The 23,371-nt window shown below is 43.9% G+C and carries 22 protein-coding genes; 16 read left to right on the top strand and 6 right to left on the bottom strand.

Translation table 11 applies throughout. From position 1 onward, the window contains the following. Positions 1 to 195: 195 nt before the first annotated feature. Together Q7P33_RS06855 and Q7P33_RS06850 are read right to left on the bottom strand one after the other, a co-directional pair. Positions 196 to 462 carry a metal-sensing transcriptional repressor gene (locus tag Q7P33_RS06855; RefSeq protein ID WP_303868718.1) on the bottom strand — a complete coding sequence of 89 codons (267 nt, stop codon included), beginning with the start codon at positions 460 to 462 and terminating at the stop codon, positions 196 to 198. 3 nt (positions 463 to 465) lie between these two features. Then, complete coding sequence (locus Q7P33_RS06850) at positions 466 to 3,048, bottom strand: heavy metal translocating P-type ATPase (RefSeq protein WP_303868716.1); 2,583 nt, start codon at positions 3,046 to 3,048, stop codon at positions 466 to 468. A 229-nt stretch (positions 3,049 to 3,277) separates the two neighbouring features. On the opposite strand from Q7P33_RS06850, the gene Q7P33_RS06845 reads away from it, so the two are divergent. From Q7P33_RS06845 to Q7P33_RS06805, 9 genes are all read left to right on the top strand, one after another. After that, a complete protein-coding gene (locus tag Q7P33_RS06845; RefSeq protein ID WP_303868711.1) occupies positions 3,278 to 3,628 on the top strand; it encodes a hypothetical protein in 351 nt (116 codons plus the stop codon). A gap of 73 nt (positions 3,629 to 3,701) precedes the next feature. Beyond that, positions 3,702 to 4,748 carry a V-type ATPase subunit gene (locus Q7P33_RS06840; protein ID WP_303868709.1) on the top strand — a complete coding sequence of 349 codons (1,047 nt, stop codon included), beginning with the start codon at positions 3,702 to 3,704 and terminating at the stop codon, positions 4,746 to 4,748. A 20-nt stretch (positions 4,749 to 4,768) separates the two neighbouring features. Continuing rightward, positions 4,769 to 6,739 carry a V-type ATP synthase subunit I gene (locus tag Q7P33_RS06835; protein WP_303868707.1) on the top strand — a complete coding sequence of 657 codons (1,971 nt, stop codon included), beginning with the start codon at positions 4,769 to 4,771 and terminating at the stop codon, positions 6,737 to 6,739. Positions 6,740 to 6,751: 12 nt separating this feature from the next. Then, positions 6,752 to 7,192: an ATP synthase subunit C gene (locus Q7P33_RS06830; RefSeq protein ID WP_303868706.1), complete on the top strand. Its 441-nt coding sequence runs from the start codon at positions 6,752 to 6,754 to the stop codon at positions 7,190 to 7,192. Positions 7,193 to 7,194: 2 nt separating this feature from the next. Continuing rightward, positions 7,195 to 7,497, top strand: coding sequence for a V-type ATP synthase subunit F (locus Q7P33_RS06825; protein WP_303868704.1), 303 nt, complete (start codon positions 7,195 to 7,197; stop codon positions 7,495 to 7,497). A 12-nt stretch (positions 7,498 to 7,509) separates the two neighbouring features. Continuing rightward, complete coding sequence (locus tag Q7P33_RS06820; protein WP_303868702.1) at positions 7,510 to 8,127, top strand: V-type ATP synthase subunit E; 618 nt, start codon at positions 7,510 to 7,512, stop codon at positions 8,125 to 8,127. Beyond that, positions 8,128 to 9,915, top strand: a complete 1,788-nt coding sequence (locus Q7P33_RS06815) for a V-type ATP synthase subunit A (RefSeq protein ID WP_303868700.1) — start codon at positions 8,128 to 8,130, stop codon at positions 9,913 to 9,915. A gap of 11 nt (positions 9,916 to 9,926) precedes the next feature. Further along, a complete protein-coding gene (locus tag Q7P33_RS06810) occupies positions 9,927 to 11,309 on the top strand; it encodes a V-type ATP synthase subunit B (protein ID WP_303868699.1) in 1,383 nt (460 codons plus the stop codon). Between the two features lie 8 nt (positions 11,310 to 11,317). Beyond that, a complete protein-coding gene (locus Q7P33_RS06805; RefSeq protein WP_303868698.1) occupies positions 11,318 to 11,932 on the top strand; it encodes a V-type ATP synthase subunit D in 615 nt (204 codons plus the stop codon). 250 nt (positions 11,933 to 12,182) lie between these two features. Here the strand turns inward: Q7P33_RS06805 and Q7P33_RS06800 are convergent, their stop codons facing one another. From Q7P33_RS06800 to Q7P33_RS06785, 4 genes are all read right to left on the bottom strand, one after another. After that, the gene (locus Q7P33_RS06800; protein WP_303868696.1) at positions 12,183 to 12,626 is read right to left on the bottom strand and encodes an amino acid-binding protein; all 444 of its coding nucleotides are present in this window, start codon (positions 12,624 to 12,626) and stop codon (positions 12,183 to 12,185) included. A 10-nt stretch (positions 12,627 to 12,636) separates the two neighbouring features. After that, the gene (locus Q7P33_RS06795; RefSeq protein ID WP_303868695.1) at positions 12,637 to 13,944 is read right to left on the bottom strand and encodes a phenylacetate--CoA ligase family protein; all 1,308 of its coding nucleotides are present in this window, start codon (positions 13,942 to 13,944) and stop codon (positions 12,637 to 12,639) included. Positions 13,945 to 13,986: 42 nt separating this feature from the next. After that, positions 13,987 to 15,657 carry a glutamine--tRNA ligase/YqeY domain fusion protein gene (locus tag Q7P33_RS06790; RefSeq protein WP_303868693.1) on the bottom strand — a complete coding sequence of 557 codons (1,671 nt, stop codon included), beginning with the start codon at positions 15,655 to 15,657 and terminating at the stop codon, positions 13,987 to 13,989. A gap of 88 nt (positions 15,658 to 15,745) precedes the next feature. Then, the gene (locus tag Q7P33_RS06785) at positions 15,746 to 16,852 is read right to left on the bottom strand and encodes an aminopeptidase (protein ID WP_303868691.1); all 1,107 of its coding nucleotides are present in this window, start codon (positions 16,850 to 16,852) and stop codon (positions 15,746 to 15,748) included. A 234-nt stretch (positions 16,853 to 17,086) separates the two neighbouring features. On the opposite strand from Q7P33_RS06785, the gene Q7P33_RS06780 reads away from it, so the two are divergent. From Q7P33_RS06780 to glmM, 7 genes are all read left to right on the top strand, one after another. Next, complete coding sequence (locus tag Q7P33_RS06780; RefSeq protein WP_070369760.1) at positions 17,087 to 17,254, top strand: zinc-ribbon domain-containing protein; 168 nt, start codon at positions 17,087 to 17,089, stop codon at positions 17,252 to 17,254. Between the two features lie 150 nt (positions 17,255 to 17,404). Next, on the top strand, positions 17,405 to 17,668 hold the full coding sequence (locus tag Q7P33_RS06775) for a GIY-YIG nuclease family protein (RefSeq protein ID WP_303868688.1): 264 nt from the start codon (positions 17,405 to 17,407) through the stop codon (positions 17,666 to 17,668). Between the two features lie 12 nt (positions 17,669 to 17,680). Next, entirely contained in the window at positions 17,681 to 18,721 is a 1,041-nt protein-coding gene (locus Q7P33_RS06770) for a potassium channel family protein (RefSeq protein WP_303868687.1), read from the top strand. Between the two features lie 30 nt (positions 18,722 to 18,751). Further along, on the top strand, positions 18,752 to 20,107 hold the full coding sequence (locus Q7P33_RS06765) for a Mur ligase family protein (RefSeq protein ID WP_303868686.1): 1,356 nt from the start codon (positions 18,752 to 18,754) through the stop codon (positions 20,105 to 20,107). Beyond that, positions 20,107 to 20,871, top strand: coding sequence for a cobalamin biosynthesis protein CobQ (locus Q7P33_RS06760; protein ID WP_303868685.1), 765 nt, complete (start codon positions 20,107 to 20,109; stop codon positions 20,869 to 20,871). The genes Q7P33_RS06765 and Q7P33_RS06760 overlap by 1 nt, the downstream gene beginning before the upstream one ends. A 23-nt stretch (positions 20,872 to 20,894) precedes the next feature. Further along, complete coding sequence (gene mnmA, locus Q7P33_RS06755) at positions 20,895 to 21,938, top strand: tRNA 2-thiouridine(34) synthase MnmA (protein WP_303868684.1); 1,044 nt, start codon at positions 20,895 to 20,897, stop codon at positions 21,936 to 21,938. A gap of 74 nt (positions 21,939 to 22,012) precedes the next feature. Continuing rightward, complete coding sequence (gene glmM / locus Q7P33_RS06750) at positions 22,013 to 23,350, top strand: phosphoglucosamine mutase (RefSeq protein ID WP_303868683.1); 1,338 nt, start codon at positions 22,013 to 22,015, stop codon at positions 23,348 to 23,350. The last annotated feature ends 21 nt before the right edge of the window (positions 23,351 to 23,371 follow it).

The following is a 23,371-nucleotide window of genomic DNA, read 5'->3' as shown; positions in this document are numbered from 1 at the left end:
AGTCGCCCATGGGTCACCAATTTCTAATTTTAACCGCAGATCATGCGGTTTTTTTTATTTAGCGCAAGTTAAAGATGGATAATAATTTACAAGAAAATCGAATCAATAAATAAAAACAAGGCTAGCCTCGTGCGGGCAAACCTTGTTTTTTGACAATAATAGAGATCTGACTTGAGATGCTTTTCGCATTTCTCATTAGCGATAATATTTATCCAGCACAAGCATGATCTCATCAATTTTAGCTTCTCCATTTCCTTTTTCAAAGGCATCTTTAACACAGGAATTCATATGTTTCTTTAAAATCTCTAAATTTGATTTTTTTAGCAGTGCCTGAACTGCCAGTATTTGTTTTGATACGTCAATACAATAACGATCACTTTCCAGCATTTTGATGATGCCATCTATCTGGCCCCTGGCGGTTTTAAGTAAATTAAGCTCGGTTGAACGATCTTTGGTTTCCATTGTTTACTCGGTGATTTCAGAGGCAGGGTAACCGGCATCGGTTAGAGCAGCAGTAACGGCGCTGATATCGACATTTTCAGTAGCTGAAAAACTCGCCTGACCTTCTTCCAGTGAAACGGAGACATCAGTGATCCCATCGAATTCATTTAAAATACCATCGACTCGTTTAACACAATGCTGACAACTCATATCAGCAACTTTTAATAATTTTTTCATGGTTTTTCCTTCTTTCATTTCTATATTTTTATATTGAGCCAGTTCTGCCGTTGTAACAACTTGACTGGTTTCAAGCTTGCTCATGGGAAATAGTTTTGTTTTAAATGTTTTAAGTGACAAAGCGTTGAGAACAACAGATACTGAGCTTAAACTCATGGCTCCTGCTGCAAACATTGGGTTTAGTTTAAGTCCAAATGGAATATACAAAGCACCGGCTGCGAGGGGGATGCCGATTACGTTATAGATAAACGCCCAGAATAAATTCTGCTTGATGTTTCGTAAGGTCGCTTTGCTTAATTGAATAGCAGAAACAATATTCATCAAATCATTCTGCATCAGAATGACATCAGCGGATTCAATGGCAACATCTGTGCCGTTGCCGATGGCAATTCCTACGTCGCTTTGGGCCAGTGCTGGTGCGTCATTGATGCCATCACCGACCATGATTACCTGATGTCCTTGGGATTGAAGCCGCTTGATCATCGTGGCTTTTTCATGGGGAAGAACGTTGGCCACCACATTCTCAATGTTTACCATGCTACCTATTGCCTGAGCAGTCCGTTCATTGTCGCCGGTAAGCATATAAACATCAATGCCCATCGCTTTGAGTTGAGAAACAGCCTGGTAGCTGTTTTCTTTAATAATATCAGCTACACCGATAATCCCCTTAATGGACTGATTCCAGCCGACCAGCAGGGGTGTTTTTCCCAAATCAGAAAGGCGCAGATAATCAGCCATGATCGATTCAACGGTGAGTCCATGACGCTCCATCAGTTTAATATTGCCAACCAGAATTTTCTTGTCGCCAATCTGTCCTTTGATGCCGAAACCAGAGAGTGATTCAAATGTGTCTGGAGCGTCTAAGGATAATTGCCGTGCAGTGGCTTCTTTGATGATTGCTTCACTAAGGGGATGCTCAGATTTATTTTCCAGTGAAGCAGTAAGTTGTACCAATTGATTCGAATCAACATCCGGATCATAAAGAATGATATCGGTAACGGATGGTGAACCGATGGTTAGGGTTCCGGTTTTATCAAATACAATGGTATTGGATTTTCCAAGAATTTCCAGTGCTGGACCATTTTTGAATAAGATGCCTTTTTCGGCACCTTTTCCGGTTCCGACCATAATTGCGGTGGGGGTAGCAAGACCCAATGCACAGGGGCAGGAAATAACTAAAACCGATATCGCTGCTGATAAAGCAAAGGATAGCCCGTAGCCGAGGATCATCCATATAGCAAAGGTAAGTAGTGAAATGCTCATTACAGCTGGTACAAAGAAACGACTGATTTCATCTGCAATTCTGGCAATTGGGGCCTTTGATGATTGGGCTTCTTCAACCAGCTGAATAATTTTGCTGAGGGTCGTATCCTTTCCGATTTTGGTCGCTTTGAATTCAAAGGATCCGGTTTTATTGATACTACCAGAGATAACAACGTCACCAATGGATTTTTCTACCGGTAAGCTTTCACCAGTGAGTAATGATTCATCGACGCTTGAATGTCCGGTCAGTATTTCTCCATCAACGGGTATTCTCTCGCCGGGACGAATGATCACGATGTCATCAATTTGTACTGTATCAATGCTAACTTCAATTTCTGCATCATTTCGTAAAACGCGGGCAGTATCGGGAACCAGGGCGATGAGTTTTTCAATGGCCTGGGATGTTTTTCCTTTAGCTTTTGTTTCAAGAAATTTTCCCAGGGTAATTAATACTAGGATAACCGTGGTTGATTCAAAATAGAGCTCATGTGAATAGTGGTGGATTAATGCCATGTTATCATATGAAAACCCATAAGCCAGGATGAAAAGAACAATTACCCCATAAATAAAGGAGGCGCTGGTACCTACAGCCACCAGTGAATCCATATTGGGAATCCGTTTGATCAGGGCTTTAAAGCCATTGACGTAAAAATGGCGACATAGAAAAATGACTGGCAGGGTCAAAAACATTTGGGTTAAGGCATTAAGCAGCAAATTTTGTTCACCGGCCAGAAAACCGGGGATTGGTAGGCCAATCATTGGACCCATGGCCAGATAGACCAGGGGTAGCGTAAAAACAAGTGAGGTAAATAAGCGAAATTTGACCTCATCGATCTGATTTTGATAACCGTGTTTACCGGTTTCGCTGTTATTGATAGGGATATTTTTTTCGGGATTGACCAATTCGGCACCATAACCCAGCGCTTCGATGGTGCTGATAATCAGTGATGCCGGGGCGAGATCCGGATCGTGCTGGACAACCAGTTTTTCATTTGAGAAGTTAATGACCGCCGATGCGACGCCGTTTATTTGACCGACCTTTCGTTCGATGGCACTGGCGCAGGCTGTACAGGTCATACCGCTGATATTGAATTGTAATATTTCCATGGCGACCTCCTTAATAGTGCGCCCCTCGAGGGGAGGGGGTATTTAATATTATCATACACCTGAAATAGAGCAATGTCAACATAATAAGTAATTTAATGGAATTTGTAATCGATTGCCAGAAAAAATAGAGGTTGATAGTATTTTTTAAAGTGCTATAATGAAAATCATAATTAATGGGTATATTAATAAGAAGTAATTTGGACAAAATACTACTGAAAGGAGACTGAACATGCTACATAGTGAAGATGCTGATATTAATGTGGTCATCCGACAAGTCATCAATCTTGATACGAAGGCAGTGCGGATAAAAAAAAATGTTGTTCAACGTGCTGAACGAATTCTGGATCGTACCAAAAATGATATAAAAGAAAAGGAAAAAGCGGAGCTGGAGGGAGCCCAGGAATTGGCAAAACAAAACTACCAGCAGGAGATTAACAAAGCCAGGGAAGAACGCCAGAAAATTATCGATGAGATGGAACAGGAGCTCACAAAAATCCGCTGTCGTTATGATGAAAAAAAAGAAGACAAAACCAGGGAAGTTCTGGAAATACTCTTCAAGAAAAAAGTTAGTGATGTTTAAAAGAAAAAAGATCAGCGTCAGGCTAATTTTTTCTGATTTTCTTTCTTGATTTAAAGAAAAGTGTGAGAATCGTATGTCTAAGAGTAAATATGCTTGTATAAGTGCAAAAGCACTGGCAATGAGAGCGCGAAAAATTGATGACGATGATTTCCGTGAGCTTATAAAAGCAAAGGATTTAAAAGAAGTTTTTCAGTATTTAAGAGACAATACCTACTATGGGGAGTTTCTGAAAACCATGAATATTGACGATCTTCATCGAACTGAGTTTGAAGCGCATTTAAATGATCTTAAGGTTTCGGAAACAGAAAAATTGATGCATTATTTATCAGGGGATGATAAGAGCTATTTTAAGGTGTTTCTGGTACGGTTGGAAGTTGAGGCTTTGAGGGTCTTAATTCGGGGCATTGCTCGAGACGACGACCTGGAATCGCTTCGGGAGTTAATTGTCTATTCGCATCAGTATTCAACTGTCCCCTTCGAAAAATTATTCCGGGCCCGAGATTGGGACGAGTTTAAAAAGCTGCTGATCAATACCGAGTATTATCGAATTCTGGAAATCTATAAAGATATCCGAACCGATCAGGATTTGGTAATGGTTGAAAAAAATCTGGATCGGTATTATTACGATCTGATAAAGAATCGGTTGCTCAAATTAGATAAGAAAGCCAACCGGGATCTGATTAATGCTCAACGTCGCAACTTTGATCTACTAAATTTAATTTGGATTTATCGGGGTAAAAAGTTTTATAAGTTATCCCGGGAAGAGTTGATTGCTTACTCCTTGAGAGGTGGACTGGTTTTAAATGAGAAACGATTGGTGGCATTGGTTGAAGCAAAGAATTTTATCGAGATGAAAGAACAAATTGCAGATACCGATTATGCCTTTTTATTTAATCATACCAAGACCATCGATCTATATATGGAAAGGCGGCAGGAGCGGTATCTTTATTTTATGTATCTTAAGCTTTTTAGTGAAGGAAATGGTAGCCTGGGGCGAGTTGTCGCCTATATTCGGCTGCTGGATTTCGAGATCGAAGATATAACTTCGATCATCGAAAGTAAGCGCTATCAAATGGGAGCGGATGAAACAAAAAAATATTTAATCAGACCCATTGATTAGGGTGTGAAAGGAAGTATTCTATGGCAATTGAAAATGTGATTATGATGGATGTGGTCGGAAAAATCAAATATGTTGATAAATTCGCCAAAGACATTTTTCTTTTCAATGATATTCAAATCGTCGATGCCATGCAAGAAATAGATTCTGGGCGGTTCATTCTTCCAATACGTGAGGAAAACATGGGTGAGCTGCTGGGATTTGCACAGCTTGTATCCGGCGAGACGATGATGGATGAGAAGAATTTTGTTAAAACAGTCAATAAGTTAAATGAACTCTACAAGGGTTCCCTTAATTTAGACATGATTTCGCTGGCAAAAAGTGAGAGTGATCTTGGCAAAGCGCTGGGCAAAGCCCGCGAATTTGATGGCAATCTGGTGGTGGAATACAGTGAATTAAAGCAGATCAATAATCAGATTGAAGCGTTGGGAAAAAGCAAGATTGCGTATTCCTATCTGGATGAGTTGGATGCAAAGATGAGTGAGTTGGATAGTCTGGAGAACTTTTCCTATAGTCTTGGTTCAGTGACCAAAGATAATGCCATGCGGTTAAAGAGCATTTACAACAGTGTGACGTCGATTGTCTTTCATGTCGGTAATCAAGAAGATAATGAAGAAGTATTTATGATTGTATCTCCCAAAGATCTGGAGATTGAATCACAGCGGATTTTGAAGGCTCTCAATTTTAAACCGATTGAAGGGTTTAATGAAAAGTATACCGAGTCGCCAAAGCAGATTTTGGAAGCAATCGATGCTGAAATCAAAGAACTGCATACCAGGAAAGCCGATCTGTTTCGTAAATTGAACCTGCATCTGGAAGAAAACCGGGCTGATGCCACAGACAGTTTTAACACCTTGAGCCTTTATGCGAATCTTAGTATTATTAAAAAGTTTATGGCTTTTAGTGATGAAAACTTTTATTTTTCGGGATGGATTTCGAAGCGCGATAAACAGCGGATGGAAGCCATTGCTGCTAAATATCCGGAAATGATCATCATGTTTTCAGATAGCAGTAAGGGCAGCGGCAAACCGCCGACAAAAATGAAAAACAACTGGCTCTTTAAGCCCTTCGAAAATTTAGTCAAGTTGTATGGAGTACCCTCATTTAATGAGCTGGACCCAACCCCTTTTTTAAGTTTAACTTATATGTTTTGTTTTGGATTTATGTTTGGTGATGTCGGTCAAGGTCTGGTCTTGGCGGTCGCCGGGTTTATTCTGGGAAAAAGGGGAGTAGAGCTTGGGAAGGTTTTGTTTCGTCTGGGAATTTGCTCCACATTCTTTGGATTTATGTATGGCAGTGTTTTTGGTTTTGAAGAAGTGATTCATGCCGTGTGGTTAAGACCATTTGAAGAGATCAATTCGATATTATTTGTTGCAATTGGAATTGGTATCGGGATGCTTTTTGTGGCCTATGTCTACAGCATTATTAATAAGCTTAGGCAAAAAGAAATCAAAGAAGGTGTCTTTGGTAAAAATGGCATCTGTGGCTTTGCTCTGTACGCCAGTTTACTGGCGATTGTCGGGATAAACGTCGCCGGATTTCCAGTGTCAGCAGTGCTGACACCAATTTTAGGGATCTTGGCAGTGCTTTTGGTTTTTATCGTATTAATACGGGAGCCACTGGCAAATTATTTGCAGAAAAATAGTCATCTTTACGAAGAAGAACCCTCGGCCTATTATATTGAAAGTGGTTTTGAACTGTTTGAGATGCTGCTGGGGATGTTTAGTAATACCGTTTCATTTATTCGAATTGGCGCCTTTGCCCTGGTTCATGTTGGGCTTTTTGTAGCTTTTCAGACCCTGGCTGAAATGGCACATAATGGGGTTATCAGTGTAGGCGTCTTGATTTTTGCCAATATTTTTGTCATTGTTCTGGAAACATTGATTGTTTCGATTCAAGCATTGAGACTACAATTTTATGAATTGTTCAGTAAATACTATATCGGTGATGGGGTTGAATTTCGACCCGTTGACCTGCAAATTAATTTATTTTAAGGAGAACCGCAAATGAATGTATTAACGTTTATAACCATTGGCACCGCATTACTTGTTTTGGGAACTATTTCTCTGGGTGTTTATTTTAACTATCGTGGATGTGATGCCAAACAGGTAAAATTAAAAAAATTTCTACAATTAAATCTGTCAACCTTTATTCCGATGTTGGCGGCAGCACTGATTGTGATGGCACCAGGAGTGGTTGCAGCTGCTACCGGTAGCGCTTCAGGGGGAATGACAGACGCTGGTTTAGGCTATATCGCAGCAGCGCTTTCAACTGGTCTTGCCTGTGTTGGGGCCGGTTATGCGGTTGGTGTGGTTGGTTCAGCCGCTTTGGGGGCAGTTTCTGAAGATCCTAAAATTCTTGGAAAAACACTGATTTTTGTTGGACTGGCTGAAGGGGTTGCCATTTACGGTCTGGTTATTTCAATCATGATTATTGGAAGTCTATAAGCATGAAATCGTATGTGATCAGTGAGAATCGTGATTCCTATTTGGGAATGCAACTGGCTGGTATTGAAGGGGCTTATGTAAAAACACAGGCAGAGATTGAAGCAGCGTTTAAGGAAGCCATGAAAGACAAAGACATTGGGATAATTTTTCTGACCGAAAAAGCATCATTGATGATTAGCGATTTGGTATTGGAAGCAAAAAAGAAATACTTTTCACCTTTAATTACGGTCATTCCCGATCGCCATGGCTATTCGCGCAGTGAGGGGATGATCATGAAGTACATTAAAGAATCTGTGGGATTGTAAGGATGTGATAAAATGATTTCAGTAGAAGAAAAACTCCGGGTATTTACCCAATATCTCTTAAGCAAGGAACGTAAGTGGGGCAAAGATATCATCTACGATGCCAAGGATAAAAAGAAGGCGCTGTTGACTGACTCAGAGGAAAAGATAAAAAAAGAAAAGCGGGCCATCGAGGAGCGGAGTTATCATACGATTTTCAGAGATAAAAACAAAATTATCGCTGAAGGTAAAAATAAAGCCAAAACCCTGGAACTGGAAGAGAAGAACCGAATCCTCATGGATTTTAATCAGCTGATCCGGGAAAAAGCTCGGGATTTCCTGACCGACGAGGTGTACAATGGTTATCTAAAGGATTGTGTAGCGCAGATTCATCAGGTGTTTGCAGGAAAAACGGATATTGTCGTCTTTGTCAGCGAAGGTGATTTCAACCAGCTTAAAACTATTATGGATCAACAACTGGCAGATTTTAATATTGAATACCGGCAACAGTGTATCGACTGCATCGGCGGATTTATTGCTGAGGATGCCGAAGGTCGACTCCATTGTGATTTTACGGTTGAGAATCTGATTAAAAGCAATTATAAACTCATCGGAATGACGCTGAACGGGTTTATGGAAAAGCAGGTGAGCTAAGTGGCAGTTAATGAAGAAAACAAAGTAAAGGGCATTATATCTGCCATTAACGGTCCCGTTATTAAAGGAAAAAACATGACCAGCTTTAAGATGCGGGAAATGGTTACCGTGGGGGAGCAGCGCTTAATTGGGGAAGTTATTGTTTTAGAAGGTGATATCGGCACGATTCAGGTGTATGAAGAAACAGAAGGCCTCAAAACCGGTGAGGAAATTACCCCCACTGGTAGACCGCTTAGTCTTAAACTGGGACCTGGGATGCTTAAAAACATGTTTGATGGGATTCAGCGACCCCTTGAAAAAATTCAGGAGCTTTCGCCGATTTTTATTCCTGAAGGAATTGGCCTTTTATCGATCGATGACAAAAAAATGTGGACAGCAACGCTCTCCGTGAAACCGGGAGATCTCTTATTGGCGGGTAGTTGCTTTGGAACCGTTCAGGAGACTCAAGTCATTCAGAACCGTCTTTTAGTGCCGCCGAACCTGTCGGGAACCGTTGTTTCCGTGATGCCAGATGGTGAGTATACCATCGAAGATGTACTGGTAACAATCAGGGATGCAAAAAACGAGCTGCATGAACTTAAGATGGCTCACGAATGGCCGGTGCGGACGCCTAGACCCAATGCCTATCGGCGTGAAACCTTGGTGCCACTGATCACTGGTCAACGGGTTATCGATATTTTCTTTCCCATTGCCAAAGGTGGAACGGCTGCAATTCCTGGCGGCTTTGGTACTGGCAAAACAATGACTCAACATCAGTTGGCGAAATGGTCTGATGCCGATATTATTGTCTATATCGGTTGCGGCGAGCGCGGCAACGAAATGACCGAGGTTATTGAAGACTTTCCCAAGTTGATCGATCCCCGCTCGGGTAAGTCGATCATGGAACGAACGGTTTTGATTGCCAATACCTCAAACATGCCGGTAGCGGCCCGTGAAGCCAGTATTTATACGGGAATTACGATTGCAGAATATTATCGGGATATGGGTTATGCGGTGGCGATGATGGCCGATTCCACCTCCCGTTGGGCTGAAGCATTGCGGGAGATTTCCGGCCGACTGGAAGAAATGCCAGCTGAAGAAGGTTATCCGGCGTATCTGCCATCCCGAATTGCCGAGTTTTACGAACGGGCTGGAAGTATTGAAACCCTGGGTGGCGATGATGGCTCGATTACGATCATTGGCGCCGTATCACCCGCTGGTGGTGACTTCTCGGAACCGGTCACCGAAAATACCAAGCGTTTTGTCAATGTCTTTCTGGCCCTCGACAAAAGCTTGGCCTATGCCAGACATTACCCGGCCATAAACTGGCTGGAAAGTTACAGTGGCTATCTTAAAATTTTATCCGACTGGTATGAGGATAACGTGGCCGCAGATTGCATCAGTCTGAGAAATAAAATGCTGGAGCTGATGTATGAAGAAAACAAACTTCAGGAGATGGTCATGCTAGTTGGTGAAGATGTATTGCCGGATGATCAGCGCTGGGTTCTGGAGATTGCCAAAATCATTAAAGTTGGTTATCTGCAGCAGAATGCCTATAATAAAGATGACACCTATGTTCCGCTGGAAAAACAGTACGCAATGCTAAAAGCCATTGAATATTTGTTTGAACGGGGACGGGAAGGTTTGAAGCTCGGGATTCCTACATCACAGCTCAAAAATGTAGATATTTTCAGTCAGTTTATAAAAATGAAATATACCATTCCCAACGATGATTTAAGCGGGATTGACAAGCTGAAGGATGAGATTGATCAGTATTATGAAGTGCTCTTTAAAAAATATGAGAATTAGGGGGGAATAGCATGAAAAAAGAATATCTGCAAATCGACAAAGTTGTTGGCCCCCTGATCCAGATCTCAGATGTGGATGATGTCTTCTATGGTGAAGTGGTTGATATTGTTGAAATCAGCACCGGGAATATTAAAAAGGGAAAAGTCATCAAAATTGAAGAAAAAAACGTGATTATCCAGGTGTTTCAAAATACCGCCGGTTTGTCAGCTGGGAGCAGTATCATCAAGTTTACCGGGGAATCCTTTAATTTGCCGATGTCTCTGGATTTACAGGGACGGATCTTTAACGGCATTGGCGAACCGATTGATAATGGTAGTGATATCTTCAGTTTGGTTGAAGCCAATATCAACGGCCGTCCGATTAACCCGATGTCCCGGGAATATCCCCGTAATTTTATTCAGACCGGAATTTCGTCCATTGATACCTTGGCAACCTTAATTCGTGGTCAGAAATTACCGATCTTTTCCGGCAATGGCTTGCCGCACAATGAACTGGCGGCACAGATCGTTCGTCAGGCCAGACTGGGTGATAATGTCAATGAAGAATTTGGGGTGGTATTTGCCGCCATCGGCGTTAAACATGATGACGAGAAGTTTTTTAGAAAAAGTTTTGACGAAGCCAATGTTATGGATCGGGTCGTCATGTTTGTCAACTATGCCGATGATCCCATCGCTGAGCGGATAACGACGCCCCGATGCGCTTTGACAGCCGCCGAATACCTGGCATTTGAAAAACATATGCATATTCTGGTGGTCATGACTGATATCACCAGTTATTGTGAAGCACTCCGGGAAATCTCGTCAGCCCGGGAAGAAGTGCCCAGTCGGAAAGGCTATCCTGGTTATATGTATTCGGATCTGGCTTCGCTCTATGAACGGGCCGGGATGCTAAAAGATCAGGTCGGTTCGATCACCTTCTTACCGATATTGACGATGCCCAATGACGATATTACCCATCCGATCCCGGATTTAACCGGCTATATCACCGAAGGTCAGATTGTACTTGGTCGGGATTTGTTCCAGCGCAGCATTTACCCGCCAGTTGCCATTTTACCTTCATTGTCACGGCTCATGAAAGATGGAATTGGTGAAGGGTTTACCCGGGGGGATCATGCTGAGGTAGCCAACCAGTTGTTCGCCTCGTATTCCAAGGTTCAGGAAGTAAGAGATTTGTCCCAGATTATTGGGGAAGAAGATTTAAGTCCCACTGATAAAAAGTACATGGCCTTTGGCCGGGCTTTTGAAGCGGAATTTCTGAATCAGGGGTTTGATGAAGGCCGGAATATTATTGAAAGCCTTGATCTCGGCTGGCAGCTCCTATCGCTGTTGCCGCTGACCGAACTGGATCGACTCAGTCCCGAAAACATTGATAAGTATTTTCCCAAGAAGGCATAGGTGGTATCATGGCCATTAAAATAACACCGACCAAGGCGAATCTGATTAAGGCCAAGGGTCGGTTGAAATTTTCAATTAAAGGTTATGAGCTGCTCGATAAAAAACGAACCATTTTAATTCAGGAAATCATGCAGCTGGTCAAAGAAGCTGAACTGATCGAGAAAGAAATCGGTCAGATGTTTCGGGATGCCTATGAAGCCCTGCAGCAGGTTTGTATCAGCATGGGCCTCAATCATCTGGAAGAGTTTGCCCTTTCGGTTCCCCCGGAGATCGGTTTTGAAATTCGGGCCAAAGGGGTCATGGGGGTTGACATTCCCGAAGTTATTTATACGGAACGGCGGGAACGAAACCTGGCCTTTGGTTTTAACGAGAATAATCCGGCTCTGGATATTGCCATTAAGAAATTCAACGATGTCAAGTATTTGTCGTATCAGCTGGCGCAGGTGGAAACGACGGCCTATAAACTGTCGCTGGAAATAAAAAAAACCCAGAAAAGTGCCAACGCCCTGGATAAGATCCAGATTCCGCGGTTAAGGGCCGAAATAAAGTACATTCAGGATACCATTGAGGAAAAAGAACGGGAAGAGTTTTTCCGGCTTAAAAAGGTTAAAAACAGACGATAAACAACAAAGCCGGAGCAATGCTCCGGCTTGAGGCTGTCGATAAACTCAAGTATCGACAATTGTTACATCATGTTGTACGCATCGGAGCGGACACGGCAGAGCCTGTCCGATTCTGCGCGCAGGCAACGAGCCAATCATAAGCTTGCTTATAGTTGGCGACTGCCCGCGACCAATGCGAAAGGAGCGTAGCGGATTTCGCATGGCGCAGCGAACAACAGATTAACAATTGGTCGGTACGGAGGGTGGGCGTTCAGCCTTTTTGCACGTTATAGACGGCTTCTTTGGGAATCAGGCTAAAATCTGAAGCGGTCAGCAGGGCAATGGCTTTTTCCTGATCGTCGGCTTTTAAAATAATCAGGGGTGAACCCTGGTTATTGGGCATTACGAAGGAGTAGACATATTCAATGTTAACATCATTTTCAGAAAGCAGGGCAAAGACATCGTGCAGGCTGCCAACCTTATCGGAGGGATCAACCGCCAGCACATAGCTTTGTTTGACGACGTGTCCAGCTTTTTTTAGGGCTTCGGCCCCGACCTCCGGCTTATCGACGACAATCCGCAAAATACCGAATTCGGCGCTGTCAAAAACGGAAATGGCCCGAATATCCACTTGGGCATCTTTCAAGACTTTGGTGATCTTTGAAAGATGGCCTTTTTTATTTTCAATAAAGACCGACAATTGATTAATAAGCATGGTTTGCCTCCTATAAATTTTCAGATCGCAGGTCAATGACCCGTTTGGCTTTGCCTTCCGAGCGAACCAGACTTTTGGGTTCAACCAGATGGATACCGGCATGAATACCGAGGGTGGTGTGCAGCTTGGACTGGATTTCTTTATAAAGCTGATCCAGCAGCGTTACTGAAACGAGCAGATCCTGGTTGACCACTTCGACGTCAATTTCAATCCGGTCCAGATAGCCTTTTTTGAGAACTCGAATCTGGTAATTCGAGCCGATCCCCTTTATGCCCAAAAGAACACCTTCAATTTGTGAGGGGAAGACATTGACGCCACCGATTATTAGCATATCGTCGGTTCGTCCGGTGATTTTGGCCATCCGCGCCGAGGTTCGGCCGCAATCACAGGGAGTAGTGTCAAGTCGGGTAATATCCTTGGTGCGGTAACGGATCAGTGGGAGCCCTTCTTTGGTAATCGGGGTGATAACCAGTTCGCCGACTTCACCTTCCGGCAGCACTTCCAGGGTTTCCGGGTCGATGATTTCAGCGATGAAGTGATCTTCATTGATGTGCATCCCTTTAAAAGCCAGACATTCGCCAGAAACGCCGGGGCCAATCAGCTCGCTCATGCCGTAGTTTTCGGTGGCGGTGATGCCCCAGGCTTCGTTTAATTTGGCACGCATTTCTTCGGTGGAACCTTCGCCGCCAAAGAGGCCGTATTTAAGAAACAGCTCTTCTTTGGGGTCGATCCCCATTTCCTGAGCGGCTTCGGCCAGATGCAAGGCATAGGAGGGGGTACCAATCAGTACGGTGGATTGGAAATCCTGCATGATCATAATCTGTTTCTGGGTATTGCCGGCTGACATTGGAATCACCCCGGCACCGATTTTTTCCAGCCCCTGTTGTAGACCAAAAGCGCCGGTAAAGAGGCCAAACCCAAAGGTAATCTGAGCGGTATCGTCAGCGGTGACACCGCCCATAGTGGCGATTCGGGCGATCACTTCCCGCCAGACCTTCATGTCGTGTTTGGTGTAACCGACCACGGTTGGTTTGCCGGTGGTTCCGGAAGAGGCGTGATAGCGGACAATTTTATTTTTGGGCATAGCAAAGAGACCAAAAGGATAATTCTTGCGGAGATCTTCCTTGGTGGTCAGCGGCAGCAGCCGCATGTCTTCCAGAGTGCGGATATCTACCGGTTTAACCCCGGCGGTTTTGAACTTTTCATGATAATAAGGTACGTTTTCGTAAACGTGGTTCAGGGTTTTCTTTAAGCGCTTAAACTGCAGTTTCCGGAGCTCATCCCGGGACAGCTTTTCTTTATCAGACCATATTTTCATAACTTCTCCCTCATCTAAAACAGCATGTTGCCAGTATTTTTTTTAGTTGGTTGGTTTCCAGGAACTTTTTAAAGAGACAATCTGGTTAAATACCAAAGCCTCCGGGGTTGAATATTTGGGATCGACGGAGAAAAATCCGTTGCGGATGAACTGAAATTTCTGATAGGGTTGAGCCTTTAATAATTCCGGTTCAATATAGGCTTTGACAATTTCCAGGGATTTCGGATTGATTCGCTCCAGAAAATTGTCTTTCGTCAGTCCGGCGTCATCCTCAACCAGATAGTCATAGAGGTGGAGCTCGACTTCGCTGGCATGATTGGCGTCCACCCAATGGATGGTGCCTTTGACCTTCCGCTCGCAGCCAGCACCGGATTTGGTGGCCGGGTCGTAGGTGCATTTTAGTTCAATGACCTGACCGTCGGCATCTTTAACCACTTCCTGACAGGTGATAAAGTAGGCCCCGCGTAGGCGCACCTCATTGCCGGGGAAGAGTCGGAAGTATTTTTTGGGTGGTATTTCCATAAAATCACTGCGATCGATCAGAATTTCCCGACTAAATGGGGTAGTGTAGCTACCCATTTCGGTATTTTCCTGGTTAAGTGGTAACTCAACCCATTCAGTCTGATTTTCCGGGTAATTGGTGATGGTCACCTTCAGGGGATCGATCACGGCCATTAAACGGGGGGCTTTAAGCTTTAAATCGTCCCGGATAAAATGTTCGAGCATGGCAATATCGACGGTGCTGTTGGTTTTGGCGACACCAATCGCTTCGCAAAAGGCCTGAATTGATTCAGGGGTAAAGCCCCTGCGGCGTAAGCCGGAAATGGTGGCCAGACGGGGATCGTCCCAGCCATCGACAATTTTTTCTTCCACCAGCTGTTTTAAAAAGCGTTTACCAACAATGGTTTTGGTCAGATTCAGCTTGGCGAATTCAATTTGTCGGGGGGGCTCTTTTTTGAAATCATCGATGTTGGTCAGCACCCAGTCGTAGAAGGGGCGGTGATCTTCAAATTCCAGGGTGCAGAGAGAGTGGGTAATCCCTTCTAAGGCATCCTCAATCGGATGGGCATAATCGTACATCGGATAAATATACCAGTCTTCGCTGGTGGAGTGGTGGCTGGTATGCAGAATCCGATAGATGGCTGGATCGCGCATATTCATATTGGGGCTGGCCATATCGATTTTGGCGCGCAGAATATGGGAACCTTCCGGCAGCTCGCCAGCCTTCATTTGTTTAAAAAGCTGCAGGTTTTCTTCGATCGGGCGGTTGCGGTACGGGCTTTCCTTGCCGGGCTCGGTGAGGCTGCCCCGATACTGGCGCATTTCCTCAGCAGAGAGCTGATCCACAAAAGCCAGACCCTTGCCAATCAGTTCAACGGCGTAGTCAGCCATTTTATCAAAATAGCTGGAGGCAAAAAAAAGCCGGTCATCCCATTCGATTCCCAGCCAGGAGAGATCTTCCTTGATGGAATCGACAAACTCCAATTCTTCCTTGATGGGGTTGGTGTCATCAAAGCGGAGATTGAATTTTCCATGATACTGCTTTGCAATCCGGTAATTGAGCAGTGAGGCTTTGGCATGACCTATATGTAAATATCCGTTTGGTTCGGGTGGAAAGCGGGTGTGAACGCGATCATTGGTGTAAACCTTGTCGGCAATATCCTGATCGATGGCATTGGTGATAAAATTCGTCTTTTTTTCTATGGGCTCCATTAATTTCCTCCTGTAATGATATTTGCCAATAATACCATAAAGCCAGCTTTATTACAATAAATTGACGGATGGTAAAGCTAAAAGCGGGCTATTTTTTTAGAAAGAGACCGTTCTGATAAAAAAGCTCGCCGTCGGCATAAATGGCCCCGCCGTCCTTCATGTCGCAGAGCATGTCCCAGTGAAGCAGCGAATCATTGATCGGGCCGCATTCCGGGTAGGATTTGCCGAGGGCCAGATGAATCGTGCCGCCGATTTTTTCATCAAAAAGCATGTTTTTGGTAAATTGGGAGATGCCGTAATTGGTGCCAATGGCAAACTCGCCCACATAGCGGGAACCGGCGTCGGTGTCAAGCAGGGCGTGAAGCAGGGCTTCACCGCGTTTGGCGCTGGCCTTAACAACGCAGCCGTCTGTAAAGGTCAGCTGGATATCTTCAATTTCCTGACCACTGTAAATACCGGGAAAGGTGAACCGAATGGTTCCGTTGACGCTTTCCTTTACCGGTGCAGTAAAGACTTCGCCGCTGGGAAAATTGTGGTGACCATCGGAATTGATCCAGACCCGGTTTTCGGTACAAAGCGTCAGATCGGTATCGTTGGCCACCACATGGAAGCTGGTTTTCGTGTTTAAATAGGTAACCATGGCTTCCTGGTCATCATGGATTTTTTGCCAGGCGGCAATGGGATTCTCGCCGTTTAGGAGACAGGCCTCAAAGACGAATTCTTCATAGTCGGAAAGCGACATATTGGCTTCCTGGGCACCACTTGCGGTGGGGTAGAGGCACAGCGTCCAGTCCATTTCACCACGGGCCACCCGGTCGTTGTAAAGCTTCGTGATCGGTGCGCCAAAACGGCGCTGCAGTGCGATTCGTTCACTGGGAATAGCCGATAGTGACTTGAGGTTATGATCGCCCAGAATGTTTAGGATTTTATCGGCTTTGGCATAAACCTCCAGCATCATTGGTGCATTAAACTGCAGTTGCTCGTCGCTGCCTTCCTTTAAAAGAATTTCCGAAAGACCGTCAGGGGTGAGGATGACCGTGGGGTGGGCTCCGGCCTTTAAGATCTCACGGTAGCACTCTTTTATCAGAGGCATTGCCAGGTCAGATCCGCGGATCACAACCCACTCATTCGGTTTAACATAAAGGGAGTAATTGACCAGGGTTTGGGCATATTTTATCAGTCGATGATCTCTCATGGTTTATCTCCTTATAATTGAAATTGTATGAGTTAAATATAGCCGAAAAAAGAATTTAACTCAATAAAAAAATAAAAAAACAGGTGACAAATGTAAACGAACATTGTATAATAACGGTAGTATAGTTAATGATTACAAGTTCATAAATGGTAACAACATTCAGACAAAATTGTCCATGCTCCATTTAACAAAGAATAATCAGATCCTGTACATTAAAATTAAGTGGAGGTACTCATGGAAGACAGAACTTTAGTTTGTCAAGATTGTGGCGAAGAATTTGTATTTACTGTAGGTGAACAAGAATTCTACCAGGAAAAAGGTTTTGACAATGAACCAAAAAGATGTCGTGAATGTCGAACAAAAAGAAAACAAACTAGAAGACCAAGAAACAGCAACTTCTAGGAATTTCTAAAAAAAACAATGAAGATCCCTTATAGGGATCTTTTTTTCTTGTTGGTTTGGAAAGTATGAGAATTAATCCAGCCAAATTATATGAGCGGTTGATAGACGCGTAAACAGATTTCTCAATGAAACGGAGAGAAAGAAAAACAAATGATAGACAAGGCTCACGTTTATATCGTAAAATGTAGTGATGACACCCTTTATACCGGGTGGACCACTCACATCGAAGCTCGGATCAAAGCCCATAATTCGGGAACCGGTGCAAAATATACCCGGGGGCGGTTGCCAGTCACGCTGGTTTATTGGGAAACGCTGACCACCCGGTCAGAAGCCCTCAGTCGTGAAGCGGCCATCAAGAAAATGTCAAAGGCGAAGAAATTAGAGTTGATAAAGAACCATGAATCAAAAAAGTAAAGGAGTTTTCAGATGAATCCCTTTGTCAATGAAATCCCAGTTTACGAAACCCTAGCCAATGGTAACGCCATTATTATTATCTATGATTTGTTCATTCTTCTGCTTTTTTTATTTGAATTGTTTCTGTTCTACAACAAAGAACGCATTATTTCTGAGGTAAAGCAGAACAAAACAAAAAAGATTAAACCAGTTCGACGGTTTCTGGTAAAATTGATTGTCAATTATGAATATCAGGGAGTTCTCATGGTCACTGGTGTTTTGTTGGTGATCTCGTTATTGGTGGTGTCGCTGCATCACCGAATACTGATTGGCGAACTGATTGGAATTTTAGGAAGCTTTGCCGTTTTTATTATCATCGTATTTTTAGTGCAACACCTATTTATGAAAATCGATCAGTTTCAGGATATTATCGTCTCCCGCTTTATGGATTTGATCTTTTATCTGGTCCTGGGTCATTATTTCGTGTTGTTTGCCAACTTTATCTCACCGCCGAGCCTGCCACTGGGTTTGGTGGGACTTTCTTTTGCCCTGATGCTCTGTTTTTCGGTGATGATCCGAGCAATCGCCAACCCCACTCTGATCCGCAGTTCCGTTTCAAAAAGGCGGAAGTATCACGAAACCGCCAGTATACTAAAAGGGATGCTGGTATTGGTTGTCAGTGAAATGAGTATTCTTTATCTGATGGTTTATAATTGTTTTAAAATTAATCCCGGCTTTTATGCAGCGAATTCAGACCGGGCCCTGGATGCTTTTGATATGCTGTATTATATGGTCATTTCATTTGCCACCATCGGCTATGGGGATATTCATCCGGTTCGTTTTAATGGGATTATCTACGGCGAGCTGGTGGCCATGGTCATCGGTCTGGCCAGTATGTTCAGTACCGCCTGCTTTGTCGGTGCGGTGGTTGCCGGAGCTGCTCAGATGAGTTGGAATCAGGGCCTGGAAGAAAAAAATCAGGATAACGGTGCGCCGTCAAATCCGGACGAAAAAAATGAGCGTCGAAGCATAATTTCCGTGATCCATGAAAAATTGAAAAATAAAGAGCTTTAACAGGCAATTACTTAAGAAGAAAGGTTATTAATGATGAAATTTTATTTTGCATTATGGTTGGCAAAATTAATGGGAATTGCCATTAAACTTGTCAGCAAGGGGCGGGGAACCAACCTTCCCGGGGAGAAAGCGTTGACAATTGACCCGGATTTTGTCAAACATTTTAAAAATATTGATTATTCCAAAGTCGTTTTTATTACCGGAACCAATGGGAAATCGTCGACCACCAATCTGGTAACGCATATCTTAAAGCAGAATGGCAAAAAAATTGTTTCCAATCTGGAAGGTGCCAACTTATTGGGCGGAATTGCCACCAGTCTGGCCAAAGAAGCCAGCTTGTCAGGGAAACTCAAGGCTGACTATTACATTTTTGAAACCGATGAACGCTATCTGCCGTTAATTTACGCTCAATTGCCAGCTGAAAATATGCTAATCACCAATCTCCAAAAAGACCAGGTCCAGAGAAATGGGGATCCGGATTTTATTATCCGCAAGTTAAAAGAGGTGGTCAATCCCAATATGACACTGATCCTCAATAACGAAGAACCGCGATCCCGATTTTTCGAGGAAGTCGCCCGTCGTTCGATTTATTACAGCGTTTCCCGCCATAATGAATCCTTCGTAAAAGGTGGGGATTACCCCACCCAAGCGTGTCCCAAATGCCATCACGATCTGCGTTTTGATTATTACAACGTCGACAGTATTGGCGCTTTTGCGTGCGATTTTTGTGGATTTGCCAGCAAAAGCACACCAGACTACTCGGTTACTGAGCTTAATTTTAAAGATAATACCTTCAAATTGAAGGATGTGGTCTTTCATATGCCCTACGATCTGCCATTTATGTTCTATAATTATGCCGGAGCGCTGGCCATTTGCGATGCGATCTGTGGGATTACGCCGGCAGCTGCGGCTGGGGCTTTTGAGAATTTCAAAAATATTGGAGGCCGCTTTGAGGTCATGACCTACAAAAATAAAACCATTAAGTACATGCGGATTAAACAGGAAAATCCTGATACGCTTCAAAGTGCTTTAAATATTATGGCTTCAGATCAAAGCAAAAAAATGGTGGCTCTGGGTTTGTATGTGGTTAATGATTTCGTTCCGCATTACATCAACACCTTTTATGCTTTTGACTGTGATTTTAAACCATTGGTGGATTCCAATGTTGAGCGGTATCTGTGTTTCTCCGAGCATGTTGCTTATGATACTGCCAATCGACTGGTTTATGAAGGGGTCAGCCGGGAGGAGATCACCATTATGGACAGCGATGACATCAAGGAAATCTTTGCCGAAATCGACAAGGCCGAAACGGATAATATTTATTTGATCACCTGGATTTCTACCTTTGAAAAGATGAAAAAATTCATTGAAGGAGGACAGAATTAATGGAACAGACTATAAAAGTCGGCTGGCTTTTTAACAATATGTTTAACCTTCATGGCGACCGAGGTAATCTGCTGGCGATTCAGGCCGAGGCAAAAAGACGGGGCTACCGGGTTGAGGTTACCCAAATTAACTTGGACACAGAGACCTTTAATCCGCTGGATTTTGATTTTCTGTTTTGCCCACCGGGTGAAATTGAGCATTTTGAAGCGGTGGCCGTGTATCTGGAACCGCATCGAAACGAACTGATGGCTTTTATTGAAACTCGACCGATGCTGGTTACCGGTACCACAGTAGCGCTGTTTGGGGAAACAATCAAGCGGGATGATCAGTCCGAGATTATTGGACTGGGGATCATTGAGATCCAAACCTCGGAGAATCACGTCGTGTATGGTGATGATCTGTATTACAGCTGTCAGTATAATGGCAAGGAAATGGAAATTATCGGCAGTCAGATTCAAATGATCGATTTGGATATAAAAGAAGAGTCACCATTTGGACGGCTTAAGTATGGTTACGGCAACAATGGCAAGACAAAGGTTGAAGGGGTGATCAGCGGCAAAGGGATTTTTACCAATACCCTGGGGCCGGTGCTGGTTGGCAACCCCTGGCTCACTGAAGAAATCATCAATTTGATTGAAGTCAATAAGAACTGGCCAGTTTGGGAAGAACAACGGGATAACAGCCTCGAGCTGAAATCACAAAAAAGTAAAATTGTCCATATTAATAAAAAAGAAACCCGGCTAAAGAGTATCAGTGAACGTTAGTTTAAAACCATAAGGGAAAAAGTGTGAACAGAAAAAAAGTCATTATCGGATTAAGTGGTGGCATCGACAGTGCTGCCTCCGCTTATCGGTTACAAGGTGAAGGTTACGAGGTAATTGGCGTAACCTTTAATTTTTTAAATGCCGAAACTACCATTAATGCCGCCAAACTGGTGGCTGAAAAATTAAAAATTGAGCATCATGTACTGGCGGCTCAAAATGAATTTCAGAAAAAAGTGATTAATCCGTTTGTAGCAGGATATCGGCTGGGGAAAACCCCGAACCCCTGTTTGTTGTGTAATCAGAACATGAAGTTTAAGTTGCTTCGTGATTTTGCCACAGCCAATGGCGATGCTATGATTGCCACCGGCCACTATGCCGAGGTTCGCCAGCATGAAGGGGCATATCAGCTCTGGGCGAGCCCCAATGCAAATAAGGATCAGTCCTATTTTTTATATCATCTGGATCAGGATATACTGGGGCGTTTATTATTCCCGCTAAATGCGGTCACATCCAAAGATGCAGTTCGAAAAGAAATTTTGAGATTATTGCCAGAGCTCGCTCAGGGTGCTGAAAGCCAGGGGATTTGTTTTATCCCAAAGAAGGACCATGGTTTGTTTCTCAAGGAGGCTGTGTTTGGAAATAACCCTACAACCCCTGGTAATTTTGTGGATAAAACTGGTAGAATACTGGGGAAGCACCTGGGCATTCATCATTTTACCCCGGGTCAAACCCGGGGTTTAGGGATTACTGGAGAAAAGCGGCTGGCGGTAGTTGAGGTGATCCCAGCCACCAATACGGTGGTTTTGGATGAAGAACAGAGTTTGTATCAAAGTCGTATTCTGGTGGATGCGTTGGTTATCCAATCGTCCGGGGGGTTGCCGGAAACCGGCTTCACCTTTAAAACCTGCCGCTGGGGCCACGAGTATGACGGCCAAATCGAACGACTTTCCGGAACTCAGGCCATTGTGCACAGTCAGGTTCCGGTTCGCGCTCCGGCACCCGGTCAGGCCCTGGTCTTTTATCAGGGTCGGCGGGTTCTCGGCGGTGGCATCATTAAACGGTTTTAAAATAAGTCGCATTAGGTTATAATAAAGCCAGTAAATTTTAAGTAAAGAGAAAAAGACTAAGGAGTTTTATATAGATGGGAAAATTATTTGGTACTGATGGCGTTCGTGGTGTATATGAAAAAGAATTGACATTGGATCTGGCTTATGGTTTAGGTCAGGCCGGAGCCAGTGTTCTGGGAAGAAACGCGCATCGTCCCAAAATCGTCATTGGCATGGACACCCGGGAATCCGGAAACGCCTTGGAACAGGCTCTGGCTCAGGGTATTATGGCGGTTGGCGGTGAAGCCGTGTTGGTTGGCGTTTTACCAACCCCTGCCATTGCAGTGATAACCCGAGCAATTCATGCCGATGCTGGTGTCGTGATCTCGGCTTCCCACAACCCTTATCAATTTAATGGGATCAAATTTTTTGATGGTCTGGGATTCAAACTGCCAGATGCAGTAGAAGACGAAATTGAAACCATCGTTCTGGAAAAACAGGAAGTTGTATTAAAAGAGGGGGGCCGAATCAGTCGACTGGAAAAACCGGAAGACCTCTATTTAAACCACATCAAACAGGCGATAAAAAGTGATTTTTCTGGGCTTAAGGTAGTGATGGACTGTGCCAACGGGGCTGCTTATAGCATTGCTCCGACGTTTTTTCGTCACCTCGGAGCCGATGTTGTGGTCATCGGGGATCAACCTGATGGCAAGAATATTAATGCCGGGTGTGGATCCACCCACTTACAGCCCTTACAAAGTCGGGTGGTTGACGAAAAAGCCGATATCGGTATTGCTTTTGATGGCGATGCAGATCGCTGTCTGGCAGTTGATAATGGTGGTGCGATCATCGATGGCGACAAAATTATGAACCTGATCGGGTCATCGATGAAGGCCTGCAATACGTTAAAAAAAGATACCGTGGTGGTCACCGTAATGAGTAATATCGGCCTGGATCTGGCGTTAAGTGCCGCTGGGTGTAAAACCATTAAGACGGATGTTGGTGATCGGTATGTCCTTGAAGCGATGATTGCCGGCGATTATAATCTGGGCGGTGAACAGTCCGGCCATTTGATCCTTTTGGATCATAACACCACCGGGGACGGGATGCTTACGGCCATGATCTTATTGGAATTGTTAAAACAGGATGGCCGGGATGCCAAGACCCTGAATAATCTGATGACGGTTTACCCTCAGATCCTTGTTAATGCCAAAGTCGAAAACAAAAAGAAACTGGACTATCTGAATGATGCTGAGATTCAAAGGCGGATTCAGGAAGTGGAAGCTCATTTTCATGGGCACGGACGGGTGTTGATTCGTCCATCGGGAACTGAACCATTGGTACGGGTGATGATTGAGGGGCAAGATCAGGATGAATTAACCCTTATAGCCTGTGAATTGGCGACATTGATTGAACAGCGTTTAGGTTGTTGAAATTTGGCGAAACTGATAATC

Source organism: Acetobacterium wieringae (assembly GCF_026646375.1).
Taxonomy (GTDB): domain Bacteria; phylum Bacillota; class Clostridia; order Eubacteriales; family Eubacteriaceae; genus Acetobacterium; species Acetobacterium wieringae_A.
This window is presented reverse-complemented; position numbering and strand designations above follow the sequence as displayed.

Coding starts and splice junctions, on each gene's coding strand:
- Q7P33_RS06855 (WP_303868718.1), bottom strand. CDS start 462: ATGGAAACCAAAGATCGTTCAACCGAGCTTAATTTACTTAAAACCGCC.
- Q7P33_RS06850 (WP_303868716.1), bottom strand. CDS start 3,048: ATGGAAATATTACAATTCAATATCAGCGGTATGACCTGTACAGCCTGC.
- Q7P33_RS06845 (WP_303868711.1), top strand. CDS start 3,278: ATGCTACATAGTGAAGATGCTGATATTAATGTGGTCATCCGACAAGTC.
- Q7P33_RS06840 (WP_303868709.1), top strand. CDS start 3,702: ATGTCTAAGAGTAAATATGCTTGTATAAGTGCAAAAGCACTGGCAATG.
- Q7P33_RS06835 (WP_303868707.1), top strand. CDS start 4,769: ATGGCAATTGAAAATGTGATTATGATGGATGTGGTCGGAAAAATCAAA.
- Q7P33_RS06830 (WP_303868706.1), top strand. CDS start 6,752: ATGAATGTATTAACGTTTATAACCATTGGCACCGCATTACTTGTTTTG.
- Q7P33_RS06825 (WP_303868704.1), top strand. CDS start 7,195: ATGAAATCGTATGTGATCAGTGAGAATCGTGATTCCTATTTGGGAATG.
- Q7P33_RS06820 (WP_303868702.1), top strand. CDS start 7,510: ATGATTTCAGTAGAAGAAAAACTCCGGGTATTTACCCAATATCTCTTA.
- Q7P33_RS06810 (WP_303868699.1), top strand. CDS start 9,927: ATGAAAAAAGAATATCTGCAAATCGACAAAGTTGTTGGCCCCCTGATC.
- Q7P33_RS06805 (WP_303868698.1), top strand. CDS start 11,318: ATGGCCATTAAAATAACACCGACCAAGGCGAATCTGATTAAGGCCAAG.
- Q7P33_RS06800 (WP_303868696.1), bottom strand. CDS start 12,626: ATGCTTATTAATCAATTGTCGGTCTTTATTGAAAATAAAAAAGGCCAT.
- Q7P33_RS06795 (WP_303868695.1), bottom strand. CDS start 13,944: ATGAAAATATGGTCTGATAAAGAAAAGCTGTCCCGGGATGAGCTCCGG.
- Q7P33_RS06790 (WP_303868693.1), bottom strand. CDS start 15,657: ATGGAGCCCATAGAAAAAAAGACGAATTTTATCACCAATGCCATCGAT.
- Q7P33_RS06785 (WP_303868691.1), bottom strand. CDS start 16,852: ATGAGAGATCATCGACTGATAAAATATGCCCAAACCCTGGTCAATTAC.
- Q7P33_RS06780 (WP_070369760.1), top strand. CDS start 17,087: ATGGAAGACAGAACTTTAGTTTGTCAAGATTGTGGCGAAGAATTTGTA.
- Q7P33_RS06775 (WP_303868688.1), top strand. CDS start 17,405: ATGATAGACAAGGCTCACGTTTATATCGTAAAATGTAGTGATGACACC.
- Q7P33_RS06770 (WP_303868687.1), top strand. CDS start 17,681: ATGAATCCCTTTGTCAATGAAATCCCAGTTTACGAAACCCTAGCCAAT.
- Q7P33_RS06765 (WP_303868686.1), top strand. CDS start 18,752: ATGATGAAATTTTATTTTGCATTATGGTTGGCAAAATTAATGGGAATT.
- Q7P33_RS06760 (WP_303868685.1), top strand. CDS start 20,107: ATGGAACAGACTATAAAAGTCGGCTGGCTTTTTAACAATATGTTTAAC.
- glmM (WP_303868683.1), top strand. CDS start 22,013: ATGGGAAAATTATTTGGTACTGATGGCGTTCGTGGTGTATATGAAAAA.